Here is a 15,292-nt window from a genome sequence, read left to right on the forward strand (position 1 = left end):
TTGGCTTGTGTTTGTTCGTATCGCAGTTTCGCGAGAAGGGATGCACGCATGAGAATCGTCATCGGATCCGACGCTGAGGGCATGCCGCTCAAGGAGACCGTCAAGGCCTACCTGACCGAGCTCGGCCACGAGGTCGTCGACAAGAGCGAGGAGCCGGCCGCCGACTGCGTGGACTCCACGCTCGCCGTCGCGCACGACCTTCTCGAGAACCCCGACAGCCTGGGCTTCGCCTTCGACCTCTACGGCGACGGCTCCTACATGGCCGCCTGCAAGGTCAAGGGCATGGTCGCCTGCGAGTGCTCCGACGAGCGCTCCGCGTTCATGACGCGCCAGCACAACAACGCGCGCCTCATCACCATGGGCTCCGCCGTCGTGGGCGACGCCATCGCCCGCGGCATCGTGCGCGAGTTCCTCTCGGAGCCCTACGCCGGCGGTCGCCACCAGATCCGCGTGGACATGCTCAACAAGATGGCCTAGGGCCGAGACAAGGAGAACAACCATGATCATCGCCATCGGCTGCGATCACATCGTCACCAACGAGAAGATGGCCATCTCTGACCACCTCAAGGCCTGCGGCCACACCGTCATCGACTGCGGCACCTACGACCACGCGCGCACCCACTACCCGATCTACGGCAAGGCCGTGGGCGAGAAGGTCGCCTCCGGCGAGGCCGACGCCGGCGTCGTCATGTGCGGCACGGGCGTGGGCATCACCAACGCCGTCAACAAGGTTCCCGGCGCCCGCTGCGCGCTCGTCCGCGACATGTCCACTGCCGTCCATGCGCGCGAGTGCCTGAACGCCAACGTCATCGGCTTCGGCGGCAAGATCACCGGCGAGTTCCTCATCGCCGACATCGTGGACGCCTTCCTCGCCGCGAGCTACCAGCCCACGCCCGAGCGCGATGCCCTCGTCGCCAAGATCGACGCCGTCGAGGCCGGTTGCGACGCCGAGGCACAGGCCGACCCGCACTTCTTCGACGAGTTCATCGAGAAGTGGGACCGCGGCGAGTACCACGACTAGTCGTCCCTCTCGCCCTTCCCGCCCGTCTCAGCCCCGGTCACGCGACCGGGGCTTTTTTGCGCTTCGACCCGGTGCGAGAAAAGCCGGGGCGTGTACCGGTTGCCGTGGCGCAGACCGGTACACAGGGCGGCTTTTCTGCGCACCGCGGGTCCAAACCGGTACACGGCCCGCTTTTCTCGCATGGCGACGCTCGACATGGCGGCGCGGCCGGGAGGCGCCTCGCTTCCCGGCCGCGCGTTCGTGCGGCGTATGTGCCCGACGCTACTTGACGAGCGTGCCGCCCACGTAGGTAGCGGCGAGCGTCATGTCGGCGTTGAAGACCGTGAGGTCGGCGTCGCGGCCGGGCTTGATGAAGCCGAAGCGCTCCTCGATGTGGGCGGAGCGGGCGGCGACCTCGGCGGCCATGCGGATGGCCTTCTCGGCGGTCACGACCTCCCAGTCCACGACGTTCTTGACGCCCTCGGCGAGCGTGAGGACCGAGCCGGCGATGGAGTCGCCGTCGCGCAGGTAGCATAGGCCGCCGCGCATGACCACGGGCAGGCCGCCGGACATGTACTCGCCCTCGGGCATGCCGCCGCAGCCGAGGCAGTCGGTGATCAGGACCGTGTGGTCCCAGCCCTTGGCCGTGACCAGGGCCTTGAGGGCGGCCGGCGAGACGTGCTTGCCGTCGCAGATGACCTCGGCGTAGGTGCCGTTGGTGGTCATCGCGCCGCCCACGACGCCCGGATCGCGGTGGTGCAGGCCGCGCTGGCCGTTGTAGGTGTGGACGAAGCAGCTCGCGCCGGCGTTGACGGCGGCGAGAACCTCGTCGTAGTGCGCGTCGGAGTGGCCGATGCAGGTGACCACGTCGCGCTGGTCGAGGGCGGCGCAATACTCGGGCGCGCCGTCCTTCTCGGCCGCGAGGGCGCTCTTGACGATGCGGCCGCCGGCGCACTCCTGCCAGCGGTCGAACGTCTCGACGCTCGGGTCGATCAGGTAGACCGGGTTCTGGGCGCCCACGTGGGCCTCGGTGAAGAACGGGCCCTCGAGGTAGATGCCGCCGATGCGCGCGCCCGTGAAGGACTCGTCACGACCCTCGTCGGCGGCGGCGATGGCGGAGCAGGAGTCCGCGATCTGGTCGACGGACTCGGTGAACGTGGTGGGCAGCCAGCAGGTGGTGCCGCGACGGGCCAGCTCGACGCTCGAGGCGTCGATGCCCGCGGGATCGCGGTCGGTGGTGGCGTGGTTATAGAAGCCGTGGATGTGCGTGTCCACGAGGCCCGGGCCCACGATGCAGCCGGAGAGGTCGTGGATCTCGCAGCCGGGGGCCTCCTCGGACCAGCCCACGAACTTGCCGTCGGCGATGGTGAGGTAGCCGCCCTGCATGACGGCGCCCGGGAGGACGAACTTCTCAGCCTTGATGGCGAACGTGCTCATTGCGATTCCCCCTTGGAGAACGGCCCGGGGAGGCTCCCCGGGCCGACCGAGTCAGTCAGTGTCCGCGCCTACGCCTCGAACGGGTGGATGGTGACGCCCTTGACCACGCGGTTGACGGTGCCGGTGGGGCTCGGCGTGTCGGGGGTGTTGCCCACGCGCACGGAGTTGAGCAGCGACACCGTCTGCGCGACCATGACGAACGGCAGCGCGAGGTAGCCCTCGGGCAGCGCATCGTAGCCGGCGAAGGTGAAGGACTCGCCGTCGAAGACCGGGCCACAGTCCTGCTGGACGGCGATGGTCTTCTGCGCGATCTTGTCGCCGCCGATCTCGTTCAGGATGTCGAGGTCGTACTGGCGGGTGTACTCGTCGTTGTTCATGAAGACGAACACGAGAGTCTTGTCGTCGACGAAGGACTTGGGCCCGTGGCGGTAGCCCATGGAGCTGTCCCAGGAGGTGGCCACGAGGCCGTGGGCGAGCTCGAGGATCTTGAGCTGGCTCTCCTGGGCAAGACCCACGAAGGAGCCGGAGCCGAGGTAGGTCACGCGGTTGAAGTCACCGGCCAGGAAGGCGGCGACCTCGTCCTCGCGGGCGACGACCTCCTCGCCCATCTTGGCGATCTGCTCGACCCAGGCGGCCTTCTCGTCGAGGGAGGCGGAGTCGAAGATGAGGGTGGAGAGCAGCGTCATGCAGCTGTAGGAGCCGGTCATGGCGAAGCCCTTGTCGTTGGCGCGCGGGATGAGCAGCGTGAGGGCGCGCGGGTCGTCCGCGGACTCGACGGCGAGGCGCCCCTCGGGGGCGCAGGTGATGTTGAGGAAGCGGACGTTCTTCACGAACTTGCCGGCGATCTCCACGGCAGCCAGGGACTCGGGGCTGTTGCCGGAGCGGGCGAACGAGACGAGCACGGTGGGCTCGTCCGGGTTCAGGAAGTCGCGCGGCGCAGAGACGATGTCGGTCGTGGCGATCGGCTTGAAGTCATAGAGCGAGCGGTCGCCGGCGTGGCGCAGGTAGGGAGCGACGGTGTCGCCCACGTAGTCGGAGGTGCCGGCGCCGGTGAACACCACGGAGAGGCGACCCTCGCCCATGGCGCGCGCCTCGGCGAGAAATGCCGTGATGGCGTCGAGGTTGGCCTTGTAAATCTCAAGCGTGTCGCGCCAGAGCTCCGGCTGCTGCTTGATCTCGGCGGTGGTGATCTGCGCCCCCATGCCGGTGAGGGTCTCCACGTCCTTCTCGAACATACCTGCTCCCTTCCCCAGGCCCGCAGGCCTAGCTTCTAAGGTGTGTGACCTTGTATTTGAACTGGTCGGCGCGGGCCACGCTGTGCGTGTACTCGACGACCATGTTCTTAACGTTGTAGGTGGTGCGCACGAGCTCCAGCACCGGGGCCCCCTCGGCGATGCCGAGGTCGGCGGCGTCCGAGCCGCGGGCGATGCTCGCGTAGAACTCCTCATCGGCCTGACGGATCTTCTCGTGGTAGGTCTGCTCCATGACGTCATAGAGCGAATGGGCGGCGAGCTCCGCGCGGGTGAGGCCGGCGAAGAGGCGCTCGGGGAGGTAGGTGCGCTCGACCATCATCGGCACGTCGTCCGCGAGACGCAGGCGGCGCATGCGGAAGACGCGGTCGCCGAGGCGCAGGCGGAGGTGCTCCGCGACGCTCTTGGTGGCCTCCAGAGCCTCGAACTCGAGGATGACGGTCTTGGGGACGCGCCCGAGCCCGCGCATCTGCTCGGTGAAGCTGTAGGCGCCCATGAGGTTGGTTGCCTCGCGCGACGAGTCGGAGACGAAGGTGCCCTTGCCGTGCTTGCGGCTGATCAGGCCGATCGTCTCGAGCTCCTTGAGGGCGAGACGAACCGTGGTGCGCGACAGGCCGTAGCGCTCCGAGAGCTCTCGCTCGGAGGGCAGTAGGTCGCCCGGCTCCATGTCGTTCTCGATCTTCTCGCGAAGGAGGTCCACGAGCTGGTCGTAGAGCGGCTGCTTTCTCGAGGTCGTTGCCATGCGCCCCCCTTCAGCTCGTCATTCGATATGCCCAGAGCGTGAGACGGACAGTCCGTGCGGCATCTGCCCCACGCGGTCCAGACATACCCACCGGGTAGAGAGAGAAGGGAGGCGCGCGGAAAGTCCACGCGCCCCCCTTCAGGTAGAGCGAACTACCAGATGCTCGGCCAGAGGCCGCAGCCGGAGCCCAGAACACCGAGAACGAAGAGCAGGACAATGCCCTTGATCGGGGTGAAGTTGTGCTTCGCGAACAGGTAGTAGAGCAGAAGCACGAGGGCCAGCGGGACGAGCTTGGGCATCACGGAGTCGAGGGTGGAAGCCACGGAGTAGCTGACCGGGGACTCGGTGACGGTGCCGTAGGTGACCTGGCTCATGCCGTTGCCGAGGTCGACGATGCCGGTGGTGACGGCGTTGCCATCAGCGTCGGCAGCGGTGAGGGGGTTGCCCTCCATGTCGGTCATGGCGAGGGAGCCAGCCTCAGCGGTCTCGGTGTCAACGGCGAGGTCGGCGAAGTTCTCGGCCTCCTCGTTGGAGACGACCACGGTGGTGGCGGAGAGGCCACGGGTGGTGCCGTTCGGGATCGTGAGGTTGATCTGGGTGGCACCCATGGTGACCGTCAGCGCGCCGACGACGAAGACGCCGAGGATGGAGGCGGCGCGGGTGAAGGCCTGCATGTTGGCGGTAAGGGCGTCAATGGCGCTCGTACCGACCTTGTAGGACCAGTTCATGAGGCCGAAGCGGCACGCAGCCTGGGCGATGTTGAAGATCACCAGGAAGATGAACGGAGCGGCGATGGAGCCGTCGATGGCCATGTTCGAGGTGATGCCGGCCGTGATCGGCACGAGCGTCAGCCAGAACAGGGCGTCGCCGATGCCGCCGAGCGGGGAGGCAGCGGAGATGCGGACGGCGCGGATCGTCTGGGTGTCAACCTTGTTCTGCTCGAGGGAGAGAACAATGCCCATGACGAAGGTCACCAGGAACGGGTGCGTGTTGATGAAGTCCAGGTTGTGGTACATCGACGCAGCGAGGTCGTTCTTGTTGGTGTGGACCTTCTCGAGACCGGGGATCATGGCGAAGAGCCAGCCGCCGGACTGCATGGTCTCGTAGTTGAACGAAGACTGGAGCCAGTAGGAGCGCAGAGCCATGCGGTTCAGCGTCTTCTGGTCCACGTTAGGAGCCGGGGTAAGGTCCTCGTACTGGGCGGGAACCTCGAACTCAGTCTTAGATGCCATCGGTGAAGTCACCTCCATCAGAGACAGCGCCCTTCAGCTCGGTCTGCTGCTGGAAGTCCCAGAAGGCGAAGCCGAAGCCGATGAGGGTGAGGATGAGCAGGGCGGGGCCGGAGATGGCCGCAACGTTGGTCGCGATGAGGGCGAGGCCGAAGCCCATGAAGAAGAAGCCCCACATGTCGCGGCTCATCATGATCTTGAGCAGGATGGCGAAGCCGACGAACTTCATCATGTTGCCCGCCTGGGACAGACCGGTGTTGAGCCACGCGGGGATGGCGTCGACGATGGTCTGGCCGAAGGTCTGGCCGCCGATGAAGAACAGGGTGACGATGAAGGCGAAGATCAGGCCGAGGATGACCTCGGAGACGACCGTCCACTTCGTGATGCCCTTGGTGTCGGCGTTGACCGCGCAGCCACGGAAGAACTCGAGGAGCGGGGCACGGAGCGTGAAGAAGAGCGTCACGCCGTACTGGCCGAGAAGGGCGAACGGGATGGCGAGGGCGACGGCGGCGTTGGCGTCGACGTTCTCGAGCGTGCAGGCGAAGATGGCCGCCATGATGCCACCGATGACCGCGTTGGGCGGCTGGGCGCCACCGATCGGCATGTTACCGATGGTCATGAGCTGATAGGTACCACCAACGACGAGACCGAGCTCGACGTTGCCAAGGATGGCACCCACGATGGGACCCGTCACGATCGGCTGATACAGCGACTCGAGCAGGTCGAACTGGTCGATAGCCGCGATAAACGTGACGATGAAGATGAGAGCAATCTGGACGATTGAGACCTCCATCTGTGTCCCTCCTTTCGTGTGTCTTAGGTAAGACTTCCCTATCGTGCGCGACTGGCTGTCGCGCACCAAGAACCCTGTGGTCGCTTACGAGAAAAGCTTGTTGACGTCCTCGACCGGCGTGCTCGGGACACGCCTGATCTCCAGCTCGACCCCCCTCTCCTGAAGCTCGCGGAAGGCGGCGACATCCTCGTCGCTCACTGCGACCGAAGTGGCGACCTGCCGCTTTCCCTCTGCCATGTGCATGTTGCCAATGTTGACCTTCTTGATGGGCACGCCGCCCTTGACGAGCGTGAGCACATCTTCAGGGTTCTCACAGATGATGAAGATCTTCTGCTTCGGCGAGGCCTTGCCGATGATCTCGATGGTGTGCTGGAGCGAGAAGAACCTGGTGGCGACGCCGGTGGGGGCGGCCATCTTCATGAGGTTCTGACGCATGGTGTTGGTGGAGACCTCGTCGTTGGCAACGAGGATCAGGTTGGCGCCGATCGTGGAGTTCCACTGGGTGGCAACCTGACCGTGGATGAGACGGTTGTCGATGCGGGTGAGAAGAATGTTGGGCTCTGCCATCTTTATCCCTTTCTCTTGCTGCCGAGTCTTCAAACGTGAGGGGCAGGGCCCGCTCACGGAACTGCCCTAGTCGATCTGCTGGATCGCGTAGCGCGAGACGTCGAGGGTGGCGCCGGAGCGGACCTTCACCGCCACGCGGTCACCGTCGACCTCCTTGACGGTGCCGAAGATGCCGCCGCCGAACATGACCTCCTGCCCGGGCGCGAGCTCCTTGTGCACCTTCTCGAAGTACTGGCGCTTCTTGCGCATCTTCACGTACGACCAGACGGTGAAGACCACGCCCATGAGGACGAGGAAGACGAGAAGGACGACGGAGGACGCCAGGACGTTGTCGAGGAAGTTCTCCGGCATTAGATACCGTCACCGTCCTCGGGCTCGTCCGCGGCCGAGGTCTCGAGGACCGGGGCGTCGATGCCCATGCGGCCGATCTCGACGGCGGTCTGGCAGATCTCCTCGGCGGTGGTGGAGTCGGTGCGCAGGGACATGCACTCGAGCAGCATCGGGAGGTTGACGCCCGTGACCACGCGGACGCCGGGGATGGTGGCGCCGGCCATCATGGACTGGTTGAACGGGGTGCCGCCCATGAGGTCGCAGAACACGACGACCTCGCCGCACTTCTCGGCCATCTCCGCAATGGCGCCGGAGATCTTGGCGGGGTACTCGCCCGCCTCCTCCTCGAGGAAGGTGACGACGGCGAAGTCCTGCTGCGGGCCTCCCACCATCTCGAGAGCTGCACCAACGCCCTCAGCGAAGATGCCGTGACCCGTGAGGATGCATCCGACCATTGCGCGCTCCTTTGTTGTTCAGGCTGTCTCAGTTAACTGGTTACTACCATAAGCCTTGCTAACCCACTTTACCCGACTTCCGTCACTTTCCCTCCACTATTTCTGCAAATGGACGAGAAGGGCCGTTTACCCGTATTTCGCTACCGTTCACGGTATCACATGCTATTTAGCTGGTATTTTTCAATGTGATTAGGATTAGATTTCGCTGTTTCTGACTCATTTTGCGCTCGTTTCGCTTTGTTCTCCTTGCGTTTCTTCTCCTCATTTTTTTCAGCTACTGGTATTTTTTGCTGGGTACCTTGTGTAGGCCACAAGTTGATTAACAGCGGTTTGTTCGAACGCCTGTTTTCGACCAGCTCTCCCCTTTCCCGGGACGCCGAAGGGCCCACAAGAAAACGCAAGCAATCGAAACCTCGTGCCAGTTCGCCCATTCCTGAGCCCGTCCCATGCCCTCAGGCGATAAGATGCAGGGAGCACCTTCCCTAGCAAAGGAGACGTACATGATCGCCACCGTCACGCTCAACACCTCCATCGACAAGGCCTACCAGCTGGCATGCCCGCTCGTCGACGGCACGGTCATGCGTGTGGAGAACTGCATAGACAACGCCGGCGGCAAGGGCCTGAACGCCGCGCGCGCCGTGGCCACCTGCGGCGAGCGCGTCGTCGCCACGGGCTTCGCCGGCGGCAACAACGGCCGCCTGCTCTGCGAGCTGCTCGACGCCGACGGCATCGAGCACGACTTCGTGCACATCAAGAGCGAGACCCGCTGCTGCGTAAACGTCCTCGAGCCCGACGGGCGCTCCACCGAGTTCCTCGAGCCGGGCCGCCCCGTGAGCGGCGAGGAGGTCGCCGCCGTGCGCGCGAAGGTCGCCGAGATTGCGGCCGCCGCCGACGTCGTCACCTTCAACGGCAGCGTCCCCGCGGGCGCTGGCGCGAACATCTACCGCGAGCTCGTGGGCGCGGTCCGCGCCGCCGGCAAGCCGGCCATCCTCGACACCTCCGGCACGCTGCTCGTCAACAGCCTCGAGGCCCGTCCGACCATGATCAAGCCCAACACCGACGAGATCCAGGCCATCCTCGGCCGCAAGCCCGAGTCCCTCGACGAGATCATCGCCGCCGCGCGCGAGGTGCACGAGAAGTGCGGTATCGAGCGCGTGGTGGTCTCGCTCGGCGGGGACGGCGCGGTCATGGCCTGTGCCGAGGGTGTCTTCCGCGGCCGCGCGCCCAAGATCGAGGTCGTGAACCCCGTGGGCTCCGGCGACACGATGGTGGGCGCCTTCGCGGTGGCCATGGCACGCGGCATGGCCCTCGAGGACCAGCTCGCCTATGCCATGAGCTGCGCAAGCGCGAACTGCCTCTCCGCGAGCACCGGCCACTTCGACATGGAGGTCGCCGAGGGGCTGCGTGCCGGCACGTCGGTTGAGAAGGTCGCGTAGCGGCACGGCCCCCGAGCACCGGAGTCCTTCTCGCCGCGCGGGTTAGTTATTCGCGCACGCCCCCGTCCGCGGCGACGTTTTGGTTAGAAAGAGCGGCGCGTCCCCCTCCGAGCGAGCGTTTCGAGGGGGACGCGCCGCTGTTCTTAACCCGGAGACGAGAGGGACCCGGCCTAGAGAACCGTCACCGTGAAGGCGTAGGACTTCGTCTTACCGGGCTCGGCGACCTGGATGTTGCGCTTGTGCTCGAAGACGTCGTCCTCGTCGTTGCAGGTGGAGAGGCCCACCCACGGCTCGAGCGCGACGAAGGGGCCGTCGTTGGCCGAGGACCAGACGATGAGGTACGGGAAGTCCCCGAAGGCGAGCTCCACGCCTTTCTCGCTGTTGCGCGAGCGCAGGCTCACCCGACGCGACACCAGCTCGTCGAGGATCTGGGCGTCCTTGTGGAAGAGCTCGTGCGCGAGCGGCATCACGTTGGTGCCCTCGAGCACGGGGTGACGGACGTCGATGTCGATCAGGCCGGTCTCCGTGACGGGCTCGGGTGCGGTGCAGGTCTCCTCGCGCTCGAACTCGAGATAGCAGTCGTCGTAGGCGTCGCCGTCCACGAAGGGGCAGCGGAAGCCGGGGTGCCCGCCCACCTGGAAGGGCATGGGGCGGTCTCCGTCGTTGGTGACCTCGTAGGTGACCGTCAGCGTGGGGCCGCTCACCTCGTAGCGGCTGCGCAGCGTGAAGGGGTAGGGATAGCCGGCGAGGGTCTCCTCGTCGCTTCCGAAGACGAAGGTCGCGCTGGTCTCGTCCGAGCGCTCGAGCTCCCACTCGCGCTTGCGCACCAGGCCGTGGCGAGGCATGGCGAGCTCGCTGCCGTCCTGGGTGCGCGCGCGGTCGTCGCGGATGCTGCCGCAGATCGGGAACAGGATCGGGGCCTGGCCGCCCCAGTAGGTCGCATCCCCCTGCCAGAGGTACTCCGTCCCCTCCGCGTCCGCGACGGACGTAAGCGTGCCGCCGAGGCTGGTGAGGCCCACCTTGATTGCCTCGGTCGAGATCGTGCAGGTCTGGCTCATGGTTCCTCCCGTTTCTCTCTGTCCCGCCCCCCTCACACGGAGAACGGCCACTCCCCCGCCGCAAGCGCCTCGATCGCCGAGGCGACGGCATCGTCCTCACACGCCCCGATGTGCCAGCGCGCCGTCGTGGCAGCGCGGGGCGTGGCGCCGGCGACGGCCACCGAGTTGGGGACCGCCTCGAACATGGGCAGGTCGTTGTCAGCGTCGCCGAAGACCACGACCTCGTCCAGGCCGATCCCCAGGCGCTCCGCGAGCCACGCGACCGCCGTCCCCTTGTTCCAGCCGCGGGGCATGATGTTGGAGTAGGTCGGCATCGCGCGGTCCACGTCGAGGGCGACCACCTCCGCGTTCAGCCGTTCCACCAGCTCCGCCATGGCGCCCTCGTCGGCGCCCGAGAAGGCGTTCGCCTTCACCACGTCGAAGTCCGGCAGACGGCCCAGCTCGACGCACCTCTCGCCGTAGACGGGGAATGCGCGGGTGAGGTCCTCGCGCGTCCCGGCCACCAGCAGCGGCGTCGAGTCGTCGAAGCACACGAGACCTGCGGCGGGCGTCTCCGCGGCGATGGCGCGCACGCGCTCCAGCGCGGCGGCGGGGAGCGTCTGCTCCATGACCTTCTCGCCGTGCAGGTAGATCTGCATGCCGTTGGTTGCGAGCGCGGTGGCGCAGCAGGCGGCGTCCCCGCCGAAGAAGCCCGGGACCCACGCATAGCCGCGGCCGCTCGCGGGGCCAACGACCAGGCCGGCGTCCAGCGCGGCGTGGAACGCCGCGACCGTGCGCGCCGAGACGACCCGCTCGCCGCGCGGGAGGATCGTGCCGTCTATGTCGGTGAGGACGAGCTTTGCCTTCATGGGCCCTCCTTGCATGTCTCTAGTATATGATGCGGCAGCCCAGCTCCTCGCCGTCGACGCGGACGGCCTGGCCGGGGTCCGCGTCGGTGATGAGCGCCTCCGCATCGGCGAGCGTACCGAACCACAGAAGCCCCGGCGCTCCGACCTTCGAGGAGTCGAAGAGCACGAAGGTGCGCTCGGCGCAGGTGAGAAACGCCCGCTTGAGCTCGGCCATGTCCTGGTTGTTGGTCATGAGGCCGCGTCCGGGGACATAGGAGGTCGGCGAGACGAACGCCTTGTCGGGATGGAGCACCTCGAGGGCGCGCAGCGCGAGCGGGCCCGCCGTGTAGCGGTGACCCTTGCGCAGGCTGCCGCCGAGCATGATGACGTCGAGCGACGGGGCGGAGCGGTCCACGTAGTCCGCGATGGTGAAGTCGTCGGTCACGATGGTGACGCCCGAGCGCCCGGAGATGGCGCGCACGAACTCGAGCGCCGTGGTCCCGGAGTCCACGAGCACGGAGTCGCCGTCCTCCACGAGGGGTGCCGCGAGCCGGGCGATCGCGCGCTTGGCCTCGACGTTCACGTTTATGCGCCGCTCCTGGACGGAGACCGTGAGGGTCTTGGAGAGCGAGACGGCACCGCCGTGCGTGCGGCGGAGCTTGCCGTCGCGCGCCAGGGCGTCGAGATCGGCGCGGGCGGTCACACGACTGACGCCGAAGGCCTCGGCGAGCTGGGTGACCTGCACGGACGTGGCACGGTCGAGCATGGAGAGTATCGCGGAACGGCGCTCCTCCGAGGACATGTCGGACATGGTGCTGACCGCCCTTCTCGCGCGGCGTTTGTGTGCGAAATGTGTTTCCTTTACTTTCTTTAAGAGCAATCTAACACATTGCTTTTGCTTTCTTTTTGGCAAGTCAGAGTCCATGTGGGCGGCGGTTTTCGGGTTTGGGTTCGAAATCGCCCGTCCGGCACCCGTCCCGATTGCAAACCACGAGGTCAGAGGCGCGTGCGTGATTCAGACGGTTCTGATGTCCCGAAAATCGAACCCAAACCGTTTTCGGGTTTGGGTTCGGAAAACGGGACGGCGGCGATCCCGCATTGCTTTCATTTTAGATAGTCCCAGCTAGCGAGCTTGCGCGCCGGTCCGTGACGGCGCGAGTCGCCAACGCTCGAACCCAAACCCGAAATCAGGCCCGGACGCGACGCCCTTCGTTTGCTTTCCCTTCCGCCGCACCTGTCGGACCGCCCGCGGCACACGACGGCGCACCCCATGCGCGCGCGAACGTACAATGGCGCCATCAGCAGGTTTTGAGGAAGGGAGTTTTAGATGCTCGTCACCACCAAGGAGATGCTTCTCGACGCCCAGGCCAACCACTACGCGGTTGGCGCCTTCAACATCGAGAGCCTCGAGTTCGTCATGGCCGTCCTCGCGGCCGCCGAGGAGACCAAGTCCCCGGTGATCATGCAGACCACGCCCGGCACCGTGAAGTACGCCGGCCTGGACTACTTCTACGGCATGGTCAAGGCCGCCGCCGAGCGCGCCACCGTGCCCGTGGCCCTGCACCTCGACCACGGCGACGGCTTCGACCGCTGCATGCAGGCCATGCGCACGGGCTACACCTCCGTCATGATCGACGGCTCCCACGAGACCTTCGAGGACAACATCGCCCTCACCGCCTCCGTCGCCCGCGTCGGTGCCGCCATGGGCGTGCCCGTCGAGGCCGAGCTCGGCAAGGTCGGCGGCAAGGAGGACGACGGCCCGGCCGTCGAGGGCGAGAACCCCTACACCGACCCGGAGGAGGCGCGCGAGTTCGTCGAGCGCACCGGCTGCACCTCACTCGCCATCGGCGTCGGCACCGCGCACGGCGTCTACACCGAGACCCCGCACATCGAGCAGGACGTCGTGAAGGCCATCCGCGCCGCCGTCGACGTGCCGCTCGTGCTCCACGGCACCTCCGGTGTGCCCGACGAGCAGGTCGCCGAGGCCGTCAAGAACGGCATCTGCAAGGTCAACTACGCCACCGAGCTGCGTCAGGCCTTCATGCGCGGCTTCATGGGCTACATGGCAGAGAACCCCGGCGCCTTCGATCCCAAGAAGCCGGCCAAGCCGGGCATGGCCGAGATCACCGAGCTGGTCAAGGTCCGCATGAACAACCTCGGCTCCGTGGGCCGCGCGTAAGTCACGGATCGAGTTGCGAGAAGACCGGTCTTCTCGCCTGGCGGGGCGGCGTGCCTTTGGGTGCGCCGCCCCTTCTCTTATGCCTCGTCTGCCAGGGCCTCTATGACCTGCACCTCGTGCTCGCCCTGGTTGCACGCCTCGAGGACCATGCCCTCCGGGTCGCGCTCCATGATCACGACGTCAACGTCATCCGGCTTGGCGAAGCGCAGGAAGGAGCGCCCCGCACCCACCTTGCTCGAGTCCATGAGGATTATCTTGGTGCGCGCGTGCTTGAGGAACTCCACCTTGGCGTAGGCGGTCTGGTCGAACTCGGCCAGGAAGCCGAAGCTCGGCTCGAAGCCGTCGGCGCCGAGAAACACCTGGTCGAGGTAGATGTCTGCCAGGCTCGCGCCCACGAGCGGACCATAGTAGTGTCGGTACTTGCGCGCGAGCATGCCGCCGGTGGACATGACCTCGACCTCGGGAAGGTACTGCTCGGCGTACTCCAGGATGTGGCAGGAGTTGCTCACGACGGTGACGTCGTGCTTGCTGCGCAGCGCCTTGACGAACTCCAGCGTCGTGGAACCGCTGCCCACGAGGATCATCTCGCCGTCGCTCACGCGCTCCGCCGCGCGCCGCGCGATGGCCTGCTTGGCTCGGGCGTTCTTCCGCACGCGCTCGGAGACGCGGGGGACCACGTACTCGGAGATGGGCACCGCGCCGCCGTGCGTGCGCTTGAGCCGGCCCTCCCCCTCCAGGAAGTCGAGGTCGGCGCGGGCGGTGACCGCTGAGACCCCGCACTCCCTGCAGATGTCGGCGATCAGCACCGACGAGTGGTTCTCGAGCATCTCGATGATGCGCTGACGCCGCTCAACGGCGAGCATGCGCCCCTGGTTCTCCTGAGCCATGGAAAGCCCCCTTTCCCCGAAAAGCGTACGACGATCCGAGGGAAAGGGGGCTTTCGGAAACCTTCTTTTCTTGCAAAGCGAAAGAATCCGTCGGCGGACGGCGCTACGAGAGCTGCGTCACCTCGATGGAGCGCGCGATCTCGTCCACGAGCGCAAAGTCGCCCAGTCCCGCGCACATGGCGACGTTGCCGCCCGTGGCCATCGCGCGCACCAGGGCGGGCTCGACCTCGTCGCGGGCGCCGAGCCACGCGGAGAGAAAGCTCGCCAGCGTCGCGTCGCCGGCGCACGCGGTGGAGAGCACCTTCACCTTGGCCGCGCTCGCGCGCCAGACGTGCTCGCCGTTCGAGAAGTACGCGCCCTCGCCGCCGAGCGTCAGCAGGATGTTCTTCGCGCCCCGCTCGTGGATGTGGGCGAGCGCGGAGAGGATGTCGCCCTCGTCGGCGACGTCGACGCCGAAGATCTCCGCGACCTCCTCGTCGTTGGGCTTGATCAGCAGCGGGTGACGCTCGACGAGGTCGGCCAGGTGCGGGTGCGAGATGTCGAGCACGAACTCCGCGCCCTTCTCCTGGCACACGTCGATGAGCTCGTCGTAGTAGGAGGCGTCCATCTCGGGCGAGAGGCTGCCGGAGACCACGAGGCACTCGAGGTCGTCCAGGCCGCGCAGCAGCTCCAGCATCTCGAGCTGCTTCTCGCGGCTCACGGGGGCGCCTGCGTTGGGGAACTTGTACTCGCCCTCGGGCGTGGTCACGAAGATGTTGACGCGGGTGATGCCGTCGATGAGGACGGGGCGCACCGGGCAGCGCTTCTCGGCCTCGCGGACGATGTAGTCTCCGGAGAAGCCGCCGAAGAAGCCCAGGATCACCGACTCGACGCCGTAGTGCCCCAGCGTGAAGGAGACGTTCAGCCCCTTGCCGTTGGGGGTGTAGACGGCGTCGCGCGTGCGGTTGACCTTCTTGGTGGTGAGAGTGTCCGCGTTGACGTTCATGTCGACCGCGGGGTTGGTGGTGAGCGTGTAGATCACGACTGCTCCTCCCGGCTCTTCTCGTATGGACAGAAGGGGCCCGGCGCGCGGCCGGGCCCCCGGACAAGTGCTCGCTCGGAG

At 66.4% G+C, this 15,292-nt stretch carries 18 protein-coding genes; 4 read left to right on the forward strand and 14 right to left on the reverse strand.

Features of this window, described 5'->3' with window-relative positions; genetic code table 11:
- Positions 1 to 48: 48 nt before the first annotated feature.
- Both lacA and lacB read left to right on the forward strand, forming a co-directional pair.
- Complete coding sequence (gene lacA / locus INF26_RS05740; protein WP_193529815.1) at positions 49 to 477, forward strand: galactose-6-phosphate isomerase subunit LacA; 429 nt, start codon at positions 49 to 51, stop codon at positions 475 to 477.
- A gap of 22 nt (positions 478 to 499) precedes the next feature.
- A complete protein-coding gene (gene lacB / locus INF26_RS05745; RefSeq protein ID WP_167930402.1) occupies positions 500 to 1,021 on the forward strand; it encodes a galactose-6-phosphate isomerase subunit LacB in 522 nt (173 codons plus the stop codon).
- A gap of 261 nt (positions 1,022 to 1,282) precedes the next feature.
- Here lacB and nagA read toward each other — a convergent pair whose 3' ends face one another.
- The 9 genes from nagA to INF26_RS05790 form a co-directional block, all read right to left on the reverse strand.
- Complete coding sequence (nagA, locus tag INF26_RS05750; RefSeq protein ID WP_193529817.1) at positions 1,283 to 2,437, reverse strand: N-acetylglucosamine-6-phosphate deacetylase; 1,155 nt, start codon at positions 2,435 to 2,437, stop codon at positions 1,283 to 1,285.
- A gap of 68 nt (positions 2,438 to 2,505) precedes the next feature.
- The gene (gene agaS, locus INF26_RS05755) at positions 2,506 to 3,672 is read right to left on the reverse strand and encodes an SIS domain-containing protein (protein WP_193529819.1); all 1,167 of its coding nucleotides are present in this window, start codon (positions 3,670 to 3,672) and stop codon (positions 2,506 to 2,508) included.
- Positions 3,673 to 3,700: 28 nt separating this feature from the next.
- The gene (locus INF26_RS05760) at positions 3,701 to 4,429 is read right to left on the reverse strand and encodes a GntR family transcriptional regulator (protein WP_193529821.1); all 729 of its coding nucleotides are present in this window, start codon (positions 4,427 to 4,429) and stop codon (positions 3,701 to 3,703) included.
- A gap of 152 nt (positions 4,430 to 4,581) precedes the next feature.
- Positions 4,582 to 5,661 carry a PTS system mannose/fructose/sorbose family transporter subunit IID gene (locus INF26_RS05765; protein ID WP_193529823.1) on the reverse strand — a complete coding sequence of 360 codons (1,080 nt, stop codon included), beginning with the start codon at positions 5,659 to 5,661 and terminating at the stop codon, positions 4,582 to 4,584.
- The gene (locus INF26_RS05770) at positions 5,651 to 6,451 is read right to left on the reverse strand and encodes a PTS mannose/fructose/sorbose/N-acetylgalactosamine transporter subunit IIC (RefSeq protein ID WP_193529825.1); all 801 of its coding nucleotides are present in this window, start codon (positions 6,449 to 6,451) and stop codon (positions 5,651 to 5,653) included. The genes INF26_RS05765 and INF26_RS05770 overlap by 11 nt, the downstream gene beginning before the upstream one ends.
- A gap of 84 nt (positions 6,452 to 6,535) precedes the next feature.
- Positions 6,536 to 7,018 (reverse strand): PTS N-acetylgalactosamine transporter subunit IIB, encoded by a 483-nt coding sequence (agaV, locus tag INF26_RS05775; RefSeq protein WP_075577111.1) that lies wholly within the window; start codon positions 7,016 to 7,018, stop codon positions 6,536 to 6,538.
- A 66-nt stretch (positions 7,019 to 7,084) separates the two neighbouring features.
- Positions 7,085 to 7,369 (reverse strand): preprotein translocase subunit YajC, encoded by a 285-nt coding sequence (gene yajC, locus INF26_RS05780; RefSeq protein ID WP_193529827.1) that lies wholly within the window; start codon positions 7,367 to 7,369, stop codon positions 7,085 to 7,087.
- Positions 7,369 to 7,803: a PTS sugar transporter subunit IIA gene (locus tag INF26_RS05785; RefSeq protein ID WP_193529829.1), complete on the reverse strand. Its 435-nt coding sequence runs from the start codon at positions 7,801 to 7,803 to the stop codon at positions 7,369 to 7,371. Before INF26_RS05785 ends, yajC begins: the two co-directional genes overlap by 1 nt.
- A 155-nt stretch (positions 7,804 to 7,958) precedes the next feature.
- Positions 7,959 to 8,234, reverse strand: coding sequence for a hypothetical protein (locus INF26_RS05790; protein WP_193529831.1), 276 nt, complete (start codon positions 8,232 to 8,234; stop codon positions 7,959 to 7,961).
- 69 nt (positions 8,235 to 8,303) lie between these two features.
- Here INF26_RS05790 and INF26_RS05795 point away from each other — a divergent pair, with 69 nt between their 5' ends.
- The gene (locus INF26_RS05795) at positions 8,304 to 9,239 is read left to right on the forward strand and encodes a 1-phosphofructokinase family hexose kinase (protein WP_193529833.1); all 936 of its coding nucleotides are present in this window, start codon (positions 8,304 to 8,306) and stop codon (positions 9,237 to 9,239) included.
- Positions 9,240 to 9,409: 170 nt separating this feature from the next.
- Here INF26_RS05795 and INF26_RS05800 read toward each other — a convergent pair whose 3' ends face one another.
- The 3 genes from INF26_RS05800 to INF26_RS05810 are packed head-to-tail and all read right to left on the reverse strand — an operon-like array spanning position 9,410 to position 11,935.
- A complete protein-coding gene (locus INF26_RS05800) occupies positions 9,410 to 10,297 on the reverse strand; it encodes an aldose 1-epimerase family protein (RefSeq protein ID WP_193529834.1) in 888 nt (295 codons plus the stop codon).
- A 32-nt stretch (positions 10,298 to 10,329) separates the two neighbouring features.
- Positions 10,330 to 11,145: an HAD family hydrolase gene (locus INF26_RS05805; RefSeq protein ID WP_193529836.1), complete on the reverse strand. Its 816-nt coding sequence runs from the start codon at positions 11,143 to 11,145 to the stop codon at positions 10,330 to 10,332.
- A gap of 19 nt (positions 11,146 to 11,164) precedes the next feature.
- A complete protein-coding gene (locus tag INF26_RS05810) occupies positions 11,165 to 11,935 on the reverse strand; it encodes a DeoR/GlpR family DNA-binding transcription regulator (RefSeq protein ID WP_193529838.1) in 771 nt (256 codons plus the stop codon).
- A 516-nt stretch (positions 11,936 to 12,451) separates the two neighbouring features.
- Between INF26_RS05810 and INF26_RS05815 the strand changes: the two genes are divergently transcribed.
- The gene (locus INF26_RS05815) at positions 12,452 to 13,303 is read left to right on the forward strand and encodes a class II fructose-bisphosphate aldolase (protein ID WP_193529839.1); all 852 of its coding nucleotides are present in this window, start codon (positions 12,452 to 12,454) and stop codon (positions 13,301 to 13,303) included.
- Between the two features lie 77 nt (positions 13,304 to 13,380).
- Here INF26_RS05815 and INF26_RS05820 read toward each other — a convergent pair whose 3' ends face one another.
- Positions 13,381 to 14,190 (reverse strand): DeoR/GlpR family DNA-binding transcription regulator, encoded by an 810-nt coding sequence (locus INF26_RS05820; RefSeq protein WP_193529841.1) that lies wholly within the window; start codon positions 14,188 to 14,190, stop codon positions 13,381 to 13,383.
- 103 nt (positions 14,191 to 14,293) lie between these two features.
- On the reverse strand, positions 14,294 to 15,211 hold the full coding sequence (locus tag INF26_RS05825) for a 1-phosphofructokinase family hexose kinase (RefSeq protein WP_193529843.1): 918 nt from the start codon (positions 15,209 to 15,211) through the stop codon (positions 14,294 to 14,296).
- Positions 15,212 to 15,292: the final 81 nt, after the last annotated feature.

The sequence above is a fragment of the Thermophilibacter gallinarum genome (genome assembly GCF_014982725.1).
Classification (GTDB): Bacteria; Actinomycetota; Coriobacteriia; order Coriobacteriales; family Atopobiaceae; genus Thermophilibacter; species Thermophilibacter gallinarum.